General features: G+C 61.9%; 10 protein-coding genes and 1 pseudogene. 5 read left to right on the forward strand and 6 right to left on the reverse strand.

Annotated elements, in window-relative coordinates; all coding sequences use genetic code 11:
- Positions 1-27: 27 nt before the first annotated feature.
- A complete protein-coding gene (locus HWX87_RS36605; protein WP_175825360.1) occupies positions 28-1,047 on the reverse strand; it encodes a Gfo/Idh/MocA family oxidoreductase in 1,020 nt (339 codons plus the stop codon).
- 571 nt (positions 1,048-1,618) lie between these two features.
- On the opposite strand from HWX87_RS36605, the gene iolD reads away from it, so the two are divergent.
- The 4 genes from iolD to iolB all read left to right on the forward strand — a co-directional run bounded on the left by iolD (position 1,619) and on the right by iolB (position 7,295).
- A complete protein-coding gene (gene iolD / locus HWX87_RS36610) occupies positions 1,619-3,568 on the forward strand; it encodes a 3D-(3,5/4)-trihydroxycyclohexane-1,2-dione acylhydrolase (decyclizing) (RefSeq protein WP_176051685.1) in 1,950 nt (649 codons plus the stop codon).
- A 72-nt stretch (positions 3,569-3,640) separates the two neighbouring features.
- Entirely contained in the window at positions 3,641-4,504 is an 864-nt protein-coding gene (locus HWX87_RS36615; RefSeq protein ID WP_043179535.1) for a sugar phosphate isomerase/epimerase family protein, read from the forward strand.
- A gap of 74 nt (positions 4,505-4,578) precedes the next feature.
- Positions 4,579-6,501 (forward strand): 5-dehydro-2-deoxygluconokinase, encoded by a 1,923-nt coding sequence (gene iolC, locus HWX87_RS36620; RefSeq protein ID WP_176051686.1) that lies wholly within the window; start codon positions 4,579-4,581, stop codon positions 6,499-6,501.
- Positions 6,498-7,295, forward strand: a complete 798-nt coding sequence (gene iolB, locus HWX87_RS36625; protein WP_043179537.1) for a 5-deoxy-glucuronate isomerase — start codon at positions 6,498-6,500, stop codon at positions 7,293-7,295. The genes iolC and iolB overlap by 4 nt, the downstream gene beginning before the upstream one ends.
- Before the next feature lie 122 nt (positions 7,296-7,417).
- Here iolB and HWX87_RS36630 read toward each other — a convergent pair whose 3' ends face one another.
- The 3 genes from HWX87_RS36630 to HWX87_RS36640 all read right to left on the reverse strand — a co-directional run bounded on the left by HWX87_RS36630 (position 7,418) and on the right by HWX87_RS36640 (position 12,054).
- Positions 7,418-8,494 (reverse strand): LacI family DNA-binding transcriptional regulator, encoded by a 1,077-nt coding sequence (locus HWX87_RS36630; protein ID WP_043179539.1) that lies wholly within the window; start codon positions 8,492-8,494, stop codon positions 7,418-7,420.
- Positions 8,491-9,951: a sugar porter family MFS transporter gene (locus HWX87_RS36635; RefSeq protein WP_244137835.1), complete on the reverse strand. Its 1,461-nt coding sequence runs from the start codon at positions 9,949-9,951 to the stop codon at positions 8,491-8,493. The genes HWX87_RS36630 and HWX87_RS36635 overlap by 4 nt, the downstream gene beginning before the upstream one ends.
- A 1,143-nt stretch (positions 9,952-11,094) precedes the next feature.
- Positions 11,095-12,054, reverse strand: coding sequence for an HPP family protein (locus HWX87_RS36640; RefSeq protein ID WP_175911441.1), 960 nt, complete (start codon positions 12,052-12,054; stop codon positions 11,095-11,097).
- Positions 12,055-12,428: 374 nt separating this feature from the next.
- Here HWX87_RS36640 and HWX87_RS36645 point away from each other — a divergent pair.
- A pseudogene (locus tag HWX87_RS36645) lies at positions 12,429-12,593 on the forward strand (IS66 family transposase); the annotation flags it as partial.
- Between the two features lie 298 nt (positions 12,594-12,891).
- On the opposite strand, the gene HWX87_RS36650 reads toward HWX87_RS36645, so the two are convergent.
- Positions 12,892-13,275 (reverse strand): hypothetical protein, encoded by a 384-nt coding sequence (locus HWX87_RS36650; protein ID WP_175911442.1) that lies wholly within the window; start codon positions 13,273-13,275, stop codon positions 12,892-12,894.
- Between the two features lie 62 nt (positions 13,276-13,337).
- Complete coding sequence (locus HWX87_RS36655; RefSeq protein ID WP_244137836.1) at positions 13,338-13,721, reverse strand: BON domain-containing protein; 384 nt, start codon at positions 13,719-13,721, stop codon at positions 13,338-13,340.
- Positions 13,722-13,798 lie beyond the last annotated feature (77 nt).

The raw sequence follows: 13,798 nt of genomic DNA on the forward strand, positions 1-13,798 counted from the left end.
CGCGGTGTGAGAGGAACCCGCTCGACGTCAGGCCTCGCGGTAGAGGGCCGGCTTGTCGTTCAGCACCACGGCGACTTTCTCACCACTGCGCTGGGCCGCCACGCCTGCCTCGCAGCAGGCCGCTGTCGCATAGCCGTCCCACGCGGACGGGCCATCGATCGTGCCGTTGTGCGCCGCGTCGACCCAGGTCTGCACTTCGAGATCGAACGCCGCCTCGAAACGCTCGACGAAGGTCGGGGTGACCGAACCGCCCCACTGCCCGGCACTGCGCACATACGGGCCGCCGTCGTTGCCGATGTTGACGATGCCGTCCTCGAACACCGCTTGCGTCGCGACCTGATAGCCGAATCGCGCGTTGACGAAGATCTCGACGTCGGCCAGCACGCCGCTCGCCGTTTCGATCAGAACCTGCTGCGGATCGTGTTGACCCGGATGCGCGTGTCGCGTAGGCCGGCCCAGGCGAACCTGCACTGAAGCGATTTCCTCGCCGGTCAGGAAACGGATGCCGTCGAACTCGTGCACCACGGAATCGTTCACCAGCATCTGGCTCGTAAAGCTCGCCGGCGTGGCAGCGTTGCGATGCGAGAAATGCAGCATCAGCGTTTCGCCGAGCCGACGCGTGGCGATCAGCTCGCGCAACTGCCGGTACTCGGCATCGAAACGACGCATGAAGCCAACCTGAATCAACTTCCGACCGAGCTTCACTTCGGCTTCGACGACCCGCCAGGACGATTGCGCATCGGGCGTCAGCGGCTTCTCGCACAGGATCGGAAGCCCCTCGGACAGCACCTGAAGCAGCGTGGCTTCATGCAGGAAGCCGGGTGTGGCAATGACGACCGCATCGGCCAGGCGATCGGCCAGGACCTGCTCGATCCCCGGCACCGCCACGGCACCTGGCGCCTTGTCGGCGACAGTGCGGGCGCGGGCGGCATCGATATCGACCACGGCCGAGACTTCGGCACCGACTATGCGGCGCGCAATGCGCTCGACATGATCGGATCCCATCAGGCCGGCCCCGACTACAGCGATACGAAGCTTCTTGCTCATATATCGAATTCCTAAGTATTTTCAATTGACCTGTCGGTCGAATTGACTGCATGCGCTGCCAGACCGGCAGAGGTTCAAACGAACGAGGCGAGTATGGGAGAGATGTTCAGGGCCAGCGGCGCGCTTGCCTGGCAAGCGGACGGGTGGGTTGCATGTCTCCGGTGGCTCGATCGGCTCTCTCACGGCCGTTTCGGACCGTAAGCCTCAAGACCTCATTCGATAGTTCGGTATCGAAGTTTAGAGACGCGCAATGCCGCCGCAACAACATTCGTGACCATAAATGGTCAGAACGAGCGGCATCGAATCGGCAACCACGCGATGACCATAAATGGTCAATCTTTCTGTTGATGGGCACGCGCCTGACCTCTTAATTTATGGACGAACGCGACGCAGTCCATGCAACGAACCGAGCCAGTCCGCCCTTGCCTGCGTCGCGAAAACAATGCTGGAGACACGTCCCCGCCCGCTACGCATTTGCGCTCGCAGGCGAGGCGATGAGGCGAGCAAATCGCGCCGACATCGCTTCGCGTCGCCTCCTTGCATTCATCCCTTTCCACCGCACGGATCATTCATGGGTCATATCAGGCTAACGATGGCGCAGGCACTCGTACGCTTTCTCGACAATCAGTATGTCGAGATCGACGGCGAGCGCATCAAGTTCGTCAAGGGCATCTTCACGATCTTCGGACACGGCAACGTATTGGGCCTTGGCCAGGCGCTCGAACAGGATCCCGGCCGGCTCGTCGTGCATCAGGGCCGCAACGAACAGGGCATGGCGCACGCGGCGATCGGCTTCGCCAAGCAACGGCGCCGCCGGCAGATCTATGCATGTACTTCTTCGGTCGGCCCGGGCGCGGCCAACATGGTGACGGCTGCCGCGACCGCCAGCGCCAACCGCATTCCGCTGTTGTTACTGCCGGGCGATGTGCATGCTGGACGCCAACCTGACCCGGTGCTTCAGCAGATCGAGCAGACGCACGACCTGTCGATCAGCACCAACGATGCGTTCCATCCGGTCAGCAAATATTGGGATCGCATCGCACGCCCCGAGCAACTGATGAGCGCGTGTCTCAACGCGATGCGCGTGCTGACCGATCCTGCCGAAACCGGCGCGGTGGTTCTGGCGCTGCCGCAGGACGTGCAGGCCCAGGCCTACGACTACCCGGAAACCTTCCTCGCCGAGCGCGTGCACTACGTCGACCGCCGCCCCGCCGCGCCGGCATCGATCGCGCGCGCCGCCGCCCTTATCGCGCCGTCCACGCGCCCGCTGCTGATCTGCGGCGGCGGCGTACGCTACGCCGGCGCGGCCGCCGAGCTGCGCCGCTTCGCCGAGCGCTTCGACATCCCGGTCGCGCATACGCAGGCCGGCAAGGGCGCGCTGCCCTGGGACCATCCGCTCAATCTCGGTGGCATCGGCGAAACGGGCTCGCTGGCCGCCAACGAGATCGCGCGCCGCGCGGATCTCGTGATCGGCATCGGCACGCGCTACACCGATTTCACGACCGCGTCGAAATGGTTGTTCCAGGATCCCGAGGTGCGGTTCGTCAACATCAACGTCAACGGCTTCGACGCGGGCAAGCTCGACGGTCTGTCGATTCAGGCCGATGCGAAGGCCGGCCTGAGCGCGCTCGGGACCTCGCTGGACGAGGCAGGCTACCCGACCGGCCGCCGGCATGGTTATCGCGAGGAGATCGCGCAGGCGGTCGCACGCCTGCGCACCGAAGAGGAACGCCTGTTTGCCGTGACCTATGGCACCGACCACTTCGTGCCGGAAATCGACGACCACCTCGACCGCGCGGTACTCGATGAATTCGTACGCATGACCGGCTCGTCGCTGACCCAATCACGCGTGCTCGGCGTGCTCGATCGCAAGCTGACCGAACACGACGTGGTGGTCGCCGCCGCGGGCAGCCTTCCCGGCGACCTGCAGCGCATCTGGCGCGCGAAAGGCGAGGACAGCTACCACGTCGAGTACGGCTATTCCTGCATGGGCTACGAAGTCAACGCCGCACTCGGCGTCAAGCTCGCACAGCCCGACAAGGACGTGTTTGCATTCGTCGGCGACGGCTCCTACATGATGCTGCACTCGGAACTCGTCACCTCGATACAGGAAGGCCGCAAGATCAACGTCCTGCTGTTCGACAACATGACCTTCGGCTGTATCAACAACCTGCAGATGGAACACGGAATGGGCAGTTTCGGCACCGAATTCCGGCACCGCAACGCCGACACGGGCCGGCTCGACGGCGCCTTCGTGCCCGTCGATTTCGCCGCCAATGCGGCGGCCTACGGCTGCAAGACCTACACGGCACGCAGCATCGAGGAACTGGAGGCCGCGCTCGATGACGCCCGCACGCAGCGCGTTTCCACCCTTATCGACATCAAGGTCTTGCCGAAGACGATGGTGCACAAGTACGCCTCCTGGTGGCACGTAGGCGTGCCGGAAGTCTCGACCAGCGAGCGTATCGAACGCGCCGCCGAACGCATGAAGGCCGCACTCGCCACCGCCCGCCGCTACTGACCCAACCGAATCGACCCGACGCGGAGCGCGCGCCCTGCCGCCCGCATTCCGTCTCACTCACCAGGAACCGACATGCGTATCGCACTTGACCCCTACATGTACCGCCATCTGCCGCTGCCCAAGATGGTCGAGAAAGTCGCCGAGCTCGGCTACAGCCACATCGAGCTTTCGCCCCGCGAAGACTTCCTGCCGTTCTACAAATACCCGCGGGTCGACAAGGCACGCATTCGCGAATTCAAGGCTGCGCTGCTCGATACCGGCGTGCAGTTGTCGTCGCTGCTGCCGCTGTATCACTGGGCCAGTCCGGACGAATCGCTGCGCGAGGCGGCGGTGCGCAACTGGAAGCGCGCGATCCAGGTAGCGGTCGAGATGGAGTGTCCGTTGATGAACACCGAATTCAGCGGCCAGTCCAATCATGCGCTCGCCAGCGAGAACCAGTTCATGCGCTCGATGGAGGAGCTGATGCCCGTGTTCGAACGCGAGCACATCAGCCTCGACATCCAGGCGCATCCCTACGATTTCTGCGAGCGCAACAACGAATCGGTCGACATCATCCGCGGCCTCGACAAACCCTGGCTCAACTATCTGTACGCGGTCCCGCACACCTACTTCTACGACGACGGCGTGGGCGACATCGCCGCGATGCTCGAGTATGCGAAGCCTAAGCTCACGCACCTGATCATCGCCGACACCTACAACCACCGCGCATCGTCGAACCTGCGCTACATCGTCAATCCCCCCGGCGTAACAGCCACCGTGCACCAGCATCTCGACATCGGCCAAGGTGAAATCGACTGGGACACGTTCTTTTCGAAGGTTCGCGAGATCGGCTTCGACGGCATCGCGACCGTAGCCGTGTTCGCGTGGGAAGACCGGGCCGACGAATCGAGCCGGATGATGCTGGAGACCGTCAAGCGCGGCCTCGGCCTCGCCTGACATCCGGCACCGCCCAACCGCTCATCCGCTCAGACTCAAGACGACAGGAAACCATCGTGCATACACCGACGCTCATGTCCGAACGCCAGTTCGACCTGATCTGCCTGGGACGGCTCGCCGTCGATCTCTACGGCCAACAGGTCGGCGCCCGCCTCGAGGACGTCACCAGCTTCGCCCGCTACCTCGGCGGTTCGTCCGCCAACATCGCCTTCGGCACGGCCCGGCTCGGGCTGAAATCGGCGATGCTTTCGCGGGTCGGCAACGACCACATGGGCCGCTTTCTCCTCGACGCGCTCAAGCAGGAAGGCTGCGACGTCAGCCAAGTCCGCCTCGACCCCGAACGCCTGACCGCGCTGGTCCTGCTCGGTCTCAAGGATCGCGACACGTTTCCGCTGGTGTTCTATCGCGAGAATTGCGCCGACATGGCGATCGACGAGCAGGACATCGACGAGTCGTTCATCGCGTCGAGCCGGGCGCTGCTGATCACTGGTACGCATTTCTCGACCGAGCGCGTACATCGCGCCAGCATGAAGGCGCTCGAATACGCACGACGTCACGACGTGCGAACGGTGCTCGACATCGACTACCGGCCCGTGCTGTGGGGCCTCACCGGCAAGGCGGACGGCGAAACGCGCTTCATCGCGGACGGCAGCGTCAGCCACCACCTGGGCGGCATCCTGCCGATGTTCGACCTGATCGTCGGCACAGAAGAGGAGTTCCGCATCGCCGGCGGCCATGACGACCTGATGGCTGCACTGCGTGTCGTTCGCGAGGCGACGCCCGCCACCCTTGTGGTCAAGCGCGGTCCGCTCGGATGCACGATACTCGACGGCGCGATTCCGGCGAGCATCGACGACGGCCGCCTGCACGTCGGCGTGCAGGTCGAGGTGCTAAACGTGCTCGGCGCCGGCGACGCCTTCATCTCCGGCTTTCTCAAAGGCTGGCTGACCGGCGCGGACGAAACCACCTGCTGCGCGTACGCCAACGCTTGCGGCGCGCTGGTGGTCTCGCGCCATGCGTGCGCGCCGGCCATGCCGACGCCGGCCGAGCTTGACTATTTCCTCACGAATTCGGCCCGCATGAGCCGCCCCGACCGTGATCCCGCGCTGAACCGCCTGCATCGTGTCAGCCCAAACCGCAAGTCGTGGGACGAGGTGCTCGGCTTTGCGTTCGACCACCGCGACCAGCTCGCGGAACTGGCGCGGCAAGCCGGTGCTGATGAAAAGCGGATCGGCACGCTCAAGCAGCTCTTCGTCGAAGCCGTCGCCGAGACCGAGGCCCAAATCGGCGGCCAAGGCAAGATGGCCGTGCTGATCGACGATCGCTTCGGACAGGATGCACTCAATACCGCCACCGGCCGCAACTGGTGGATCGGCCGACCCGTCGAACTGCCGGGCTCGAACCCGCTGCGCTTCGAACACGGACGGTCGACAGGATCAGCGCTCATTTCCTGGCCGCGCGAGCATATCGTGAAGTGCCTCGTTCAATATCATCCCGACGATGCTCTCGAGCATCGACTCGAACAGGAAGCGCAACTGCAGGCGCTCCAGCAGGCGGTATCAGTCAGCGGCCACGAACTGCTGCTTGAAGTGATCCCGCCCAAGGATCGCCCCGCATCGCCGGACGCCGTGGTGCGCGCGCTGGAACGCCTCTACGACCTGGGCATCCAGCCCGACTGGTGGAAGCTCGAATCGATGCCGACCGAGACCTGGCGCCGCATCGACGCACTGATCGAGGCGCGTGACCCGTATTGCCGCGGCGTCGTACTGCTCGGCCTGAACGCTCCGCTTGAAACGCTTGCGCAAGGCTTAATCGATGCTGCCGCCAGCCGAACCTGCCGCGGTTTCACGGTCGGCCGCTCGATCTTTTACGAATCGAGCCGTGCGTGGTTTGACGGCGAGATCGACGACGGCGAACTGATCCGCCGCGTGCGCGCGTCGTTCGAGACCCTGATTCGCATCTGGCGCCAGGCTCGCCCGCAACAGGAGGCAGCATGAGCAAACTGCTGATCAAGGGACGCGCAAGCGGACGCGATATCGTCACCGTCACGCCGGCCAGCGCCGGCTGGCGCCACGTCGGCTTCGCCGCCAAGCGGCTCGCCGCCGGCGAGCGACTCGCGATCGACACCGTCAACGACGAACTCTGCATCGTGGTGCTGACCGGCACCGTGACGATCACGACCGGCGATCGGGTCTGGCGCGACGTCGGCGGACGACGCAGTGTGTTCGAGGACCGCTCGCCCCATGCGGCCTACGTGCCGCCGGGCCGCAGCGTGTCGATCGATGCCGTCGACGCAGCCGAAATCGCGCTCTGCACGGCGCCAGCGACCGGCCGATACGAAGCCCGCCTGATCGAGCCCGCGTCGATCGCGCGATCGGTGCGCGGCAGCGGCACCAATACTCGCTACGTCTGCGATATCCTTCCGCAAACGGAACCAGCGGAAGGGCTGCTGGTGGTCGAGGTGGTGACGCCGGCCGGGCACGCGTCCAGCTATCCACCGCATAAGCACGACGTCGACGCAATCCCGGTCGAAAGCGTGCTGGAAGAGACCTACTACCATCGGCTCGACCCCGAGCAGGGGTTCGCGTTCCAGCGCGTCTATACCGATTCGCGCGACATCGACGAAGCCTATGCGGTCGAGAACCACGACGTGGTGATGGTGCCGCGAGGCTATCATCCGGTGGTCGCGCCGCACGGCTATCGCAGCTACTACCTCAACGTGATGGCGGGACCGAAGCGCGTCTGGCACTTCCGCAACGATCCGGCGCATGAATGGATGCTGGCGAAATAGTCGCCCAGGAAGTAGCGCCGGCCCCGCAAGGGGCCGGCTGGAATGCTTCACGGACAACGGCCGGCAGTGACAGGCAAAGCGATTCGGCCGCGCGCAGATCCATGCCCACTTGCCGCCGCCATTCAATCGTCGGGGGAAAGATAGGGGCTGCGTCGAACGTTCGCTGCGCAGAAAACGCCGAACTCGACTGGCCCGATCGGTGGCGTGGTCTCAAGCACCCCGCAACCGTACAGCAGGTGCTGCAACGCGGAAATCACCTGCGCGTCGGGATTCTGGTCGATCACGATATCCATCGTGCCTTCGTCGATATAGGCGCGGTGCTCGTCCAGCATCTCGTGACCGATCCACACCACCTTGCCGGCCACGTCGAATTCCCTGAGCGCCGCGGCGATGCCCGCCGAACCATAACCGCTGTTGTAGATGCCGACCAAATCGCCCTGCTTCAGCGCCGGCAACACCGCGCGATAACACGCATCGGCGTTGTCGAGCGTCTCGATCTCGACGCCCTGATACTCGAGCTCGGTTTCGGCCCCCTCGAGCGCCGCGCGAAAACCGGCGATCCGGTCGCGGTGCGCGCCAAAACTGCGGCTTCCGCAAAGCTTGAGCACACGCCCGGCCCGCTTGGCGAGCCGCCCGATGAAGTAGCCTGCGGTGCGGCCAGCGCCCACGTTGTCGATCCCGGCGAAGTGGGCACGCGAAATCTCGCTGATATCGGTCATCAAGGTGACGACCGTTTCGCCTCGATCGATCGCCTCACTCAGCGCCGCGCGCACCGGCGCCGTGTCACGCGTCGTGATGATCATCCCGGCGCGGCGGTACCGGCAGTTGCTGATCGCGTCGACCACCGCCCGGTCCGACTCGGGAAGAATCAGCCGATGCAGGACGATGCGCTTGTCGAGGATCTGGGCCGAACGTTGCAGCGCCGCATTCAGGCGGCGGAAAAACGGCGTGTCGCCGTGCGAAAGCAGCACGTCGATATGAATCAGGCCATGCCGGCTGTCCGGCAGCACGCGGCGCACGCCCAGCCGGCGCGCCGCCGCGATTACGCGCTCGCGCGCCGACTCCGAAACACTGCCCCGTTCGTTGAGGACGCGATTGACCGTGGCCTCGCTGACGCCCGCCTCGGCCGCTATTTCGACAAACCGTGCATCGCGCTTACGCCTCGTGCCAGCCGGGGGCACGACAGGATCCTCGCTCATCGTGCCTGCTCCGCGCCGCCGTACAGGCTGCGGAAATGCGCCTCGATCTCCTCGAGGCTGCGCCCCCTCGTTTCGGGCAGGTTGCGCCAGATGAACGCAATCGACACCATGCCGATGACAAAGAATACGAAGAACGTGCTTGAAATGCCGACATAGGCGACCAGCGACGGGAAGCTCAGCCCGAGCACGAAATTGACCATCCACAGCACGCAACCGGCTACGCCCACTGCGAAGCCGCGAATATGCAGCGGAAACAGTTCGGCCAGCAACACCCAGCATACCGGTGCGATCAGCGCCTGCATGAAGCCGAGGAAACACGCCATGGCGACCAGAATCAGGCACGCACGCAGGAACGATACCGGCAGGAACTGGGAGAACAGGCCGATCATCAGCAAGGATAGCGTCGTACCGCTCAGTCCGAGCAGGAACATCGGTCGGCGACCGATCTTGCCGAGCACCTGGATGCCGACCAAGGTCGCCACGACCGAGATCACCCCGTTCGCCACATTGCCGATCAGTGCCGTCTCCCGTCCAAAGCCGGAATTCGTCAGGATCTGCGTACCGTAGAACATGATCGAATTTACTCCGGTCGCCTGCATGACGATGGCAATCCCGATCCCGACCCAGAAGACATGGCGGACCCAGGGCGCCGACAAGCCCGGCCCGGTGCGAAGGGCCGGATGGGCGTGGCGGTGCTCGGCGTTGCGAATCGAATCGAACTCCTGCTGAGCTGACTGGAAGTCGCGCACCTGCTGCAATACTTTCCAAGCCGCGTGCAGTTTGCCCTTCGAGGCTAGCCAGCGCGGGCTTTCCGGCATCACCAGCATGCCGAACCACAGCCCGACCGCCGGCAACGTCGCGACGGCCAGCATCCAGCGCCAGATGCCATGGTCGCTACCCCACAGGCTGCCCATCGTCGCATTGACGATGAATGCGATCATTTGGCCGGAGACGATCATCAGCTCGTTTTGCGTGATGATCTGCCCACGACGATGCACGGGCGCCAGTTCGGCCAGGTAGGTCGGTACGCAGATCGATGCCCCCCCCACCGCGATGCCCAGCACGAATCGCGCGGCAATCAGCATCGAAACGGTCGGGGCGAAGGTACATGACAACGCGCCCCCAAGGAACAGGACCGCCAGGATCATGATGCTCATCCGGCGCCCGTAGCGGTCCGCTACCAGGCCCGAAGCCACCGAGCCGATCACGGCGCCGAGCAGCAGAGAACTGGTCACGAGCCCCTCGGTCAGCGGCGTGAGCCCGAGATCCTGGGTCATGTACGCCAGCGCGCCATTGATGACCCCAGTGTCATAGCCGAACAGCAGGCCACCGAGAGTCGCGATCATTGCGATGAACCGCATCGACCGGCGCGCCTGAAGGGGCTGAGCCGCCGCGGACTGAGTGGGTTCGCCGGACGTGAGCGGCTCACAGACTTCCTGCATCAGTGTCTCCATCATTTATATGATTCATCGACTCGGCTTGCCTGCGATCACTGCCTGCGCCGCAGGTCGAGGGGGCCGTAATACACCGCAAGAATGCGACAACATCCGCGTCGATCCGATCGTTCGCGCGGATCACTGCCGGGCATCGCGCCGGAAGCTAATTGTGTGCTCGATCGATACTCGGGCGGCAGGCTCGATGTCGCGAATTGACGCGCGCACAATCTCTATCCTATGCGTTGCCGGGTAAAATCATCCAATGTTTGGCCATGCGATGCAAATGCTGCACGATCACTGCTTGACTGGCTCAAAAGTAGACAAAGCGGGATGAGTGTGCAACGCGAACGTTGACCATTTTTGGTCAAGTCTCCGGCGACCGATCTATCTGTTAGCTGGACCATGCCGCAACGTGTAGCATACGGTTTGCTTCGCGCTGCCCCCCCAATTCCACCAATCAGAACCCAAACACGCGCGGGACCACCGTCGCGTAAGTGAAAATAGGGGATTGATCGAGGATGTCGCTCCGCTTGGAAAGCCCATCTAAAGTCCAAGCAATCTCTTATAATTGAATTGAATTGAATTGAATTGCAATGCAATGCAATGCATCGCAATGCACCAAACATTATTGTCTACGCAATTTTAATACTCATCCCGTATATTCCGATTATTTCTTATAACCTCTTCGCAACCACAAGTTGCCACTGCGACACACGGCTTGCAAGTTGGCCAATGAACTGCCGCGAGATTCGATTCTGCCTGGCGCTCCACAATGCTTTTATCTGGGTACTATCGTCGCTAGAATTGAGCGCAGCCTGCGAGATTCTTGACGGAATACGATGGACCGAAAAGCCGCCTTGTCAAAGCGGCGGCAAGCTTGATCTGGCTACGACCCTGCACATTAAAGCACTGTGCGTCTCGGATGTGCTCTACCACTCCCGAGCATTATCAAACTGTTTTCCAGTACTATGGCCAAATCAGTTCCAACATCGCGACGACCACGCTGCCCTAAGTCGCTGGGTAACGCTTCGCGAATATCGGGCATCCGGCGGCCTTTTCCTCAAAGTTTCTAACGCTCCAGTCGCGCTTAAACGAACCCGTGTATCTCGAGTGACTATGCTCGATGCGGGGAAATAATACGGCTACTTCATCGGGAAACGCCGTTCATTGCGCGACGCTGCGTCCGAGTGTTGACGCCTTCTTGAAGAGTAGGAAACTCATTGTCAATAGCGCACTGCCCATGCCGACAGCAAGCGGGAAACGCCAGTCGACTTGAGGCATGACTTGCGGTAGGAGCCCTACGGCAAGTGCGGGGATTGCATGGAGGCGGGTCATACGTAGCATTACAATGCCGAATAGTGTAGCCAGCAACGTCGAGATGACGCCCGGACCAAAAGTCGCCAGCGCTGCGACGCCGACTACCGCTGCGAGCGTACACACCGCCGGCAACAATGCGGGCCGCTGCGCCCAGGGACAGACGTTCGCATGCGCGAACATTTCGAAGGCGATGACGACGAGCGGCGGGAAGAGCAACATCTTCATTCCGGTCGCTTTTGAAAGAAGGTATGTTGTGCTGAGGAATAGTGCGAAGAACGGTGCCCACACAAATTGGTCGGGTAATGCTTCAAGTTCGTTTTTGAGCTGATCGTCGACGCTCGGCGCCAAATGTGATGCTGCGGTGTCGAAGACGATCCGATAGACTGCAGCCAGCACGGCGAGCATCCCAGTGCCGATCAGGATCGAGATCGGATACCACCAGCTTCTCTCGCCGAGCGACAGCGCGAGAATGCAGGACGAGATTGCAGGTGCAACGGGCGAGCGCATAACCCTCAGGATTGCGATCGCTCCCACGATGCAAATCGCAATCGATGCCGCAGAATACGGCAAATGACGGCTGACAAACACACCCAGCATGGCAGTCACCGCCGGAGTGAGCGTAAGCATCAAGGGGGCGCGGGCCCAAGTGCCATGCGGCCGAACGAATACGTCATAGGACAGCGCGGCAAGCTCGGGAAAAAGGAGAGAAGCCATACCGGCCGCCGAGGCAACTTCGGCGACTCCGCCCATGAAACAGAGCGTGATGAGCACGGCTGAGATTGCGAGGCGTGATTCGGAATTTCTCATAAGCAGGACCTATATGCAGTGGACAGCGGACGCAGCGTCGAAACACACTAAACCTTCCCACCGTGGGAAGGTCAACCGAATTGGTCAAGTTTCGCGGCGGCGCGACCCGCATTGGTCACCTGTGAGCGTGGAGCCCATTCAGTCTTGACGTTGTGAGTTTCCGGTTTCGCCAACGATCGGAAGGCATGCAGTGCATGTGTATCATTGCCAGCGTGCAGTGGAGTTGTCCCATTAACTCAGGACACGCGGACGCCGTTAGATTGATGGCACCGCAGCCCGCCTGAACTCGCGAGGCGAGCGGTATTTCCCATTCACCACCTGAGTACGCGCCGGCGAACAGATAGTTTCGGCGCATATGCCAACGTTGGCATAATCGCAAAAATTGGCTGTTCGCAGGATAGCCGCGTGTGGGTCAGCGCGCGGCCACCATCATGAGTTTGAACAGTTCCACGCAACTGAACGGACTCGATCCAGGGGCCCATCGGAAGGACGTCTTGACAAGCTTGCCGCCACACAAGGTCAGCGACATCGACGCGTAACTGCCACATCGCTGCGCGCCTCTCCCGACCACCGCTTAAACTCGCTCGGCCAGACGAGTTGGCTGCCCGCCTCCGTTCGACATACGCGTGAACACTGCCAACTCGCTTCTTGTCAGTGTCCTCTTGGGAAGCACAGCGTAGTCATGGGTGGCATCGTGTCGTCCTTCAAATATGACGATAGCGTACTCGCAATGACATCGTGCCACCGCCGCGGTCTGTTGGATCCGCCAATTCGACCCGGAGCACACAAATAGCAATGCGAGCGCCGAATATAGAAGTTCGCGTGCCCGATGATCAATTAAGGTCTTGCCGAATGCCAGGCGTTGTTGAGAAGGCCGTCTCCTGTCATATCACCGGGCCTGGCGTCCTTTGCCCAGTAGTACAGCGGACGTCCCATATAAGCCCATTGCTTGCCACCATCGTCGCGGACGATCACACTCCAGGGACCAAATGGCGCATCACTAGTGGACACGATCAGCGGCGGCCAGTTCTTGGAACACAGGCCATTGCACATGCTCTTGCCCGAACCAGCCGAGTCTTTGTCGAAGACGTAGAGCGTCATACGGTTCGGGCCGACCAGAACGCCGTTCATGCTAGTGGCAGGTTCAGAAGTAACTGACGCTGTCGTACAAGCTGCCAGCAGTACGATGGAAAGAAGTACGAGGGAAGCGGTGCGGGTCATGTTGTCTCTCCTTAGGCGGTCGGATGCAGAATAGCTCTGAGGTTGATTCCATTGCTTGCGGATCAATGCACATTTTCGCGCACCATCAGCTTGCTCGTCACCGACTTGACTCCCGGCACCTTTTCCGCCGCCATCATTGCCTGATTCTCCTGCTGTTGATCATCAATGAAACCGGCGAGTGTAACCTGACCCGTCGCAGCAATACCAAACACAACGATTTCAGTACCCGCCAGTCCCTTTGTCTTAAAGATCGCCTGACGCACTTTCTTTGAGAACTGCCGGTTCGCTGCGCGCTCGATCTTCTTCGACGCGTGCGACCATGACGCAGCCGTTGCCGACATGCCGCTGACCTTCGTGGCCGGTTCGGCTGTCTGACTTTGCGCGTGCGCGCCCAGTGAAAATACCGCAGCCACGACGTACATCATCATTCTGTAACTCGTCTTCATGGATTCCCTCTCATTGGCAATGAATGCTCGAATGTTGCTGGATATGTCAGCGCGACGTCCACCGTCCCCTATTAGCT

This window comes from Burkholderia sp. BCC1644 (assembly GCF_902833225.1).
Lineage (GTDB): Bacteria > Pseudomonadota > Gammaproteobacteria > Burkholderiales > Burkholderiaceae > Burkholderia.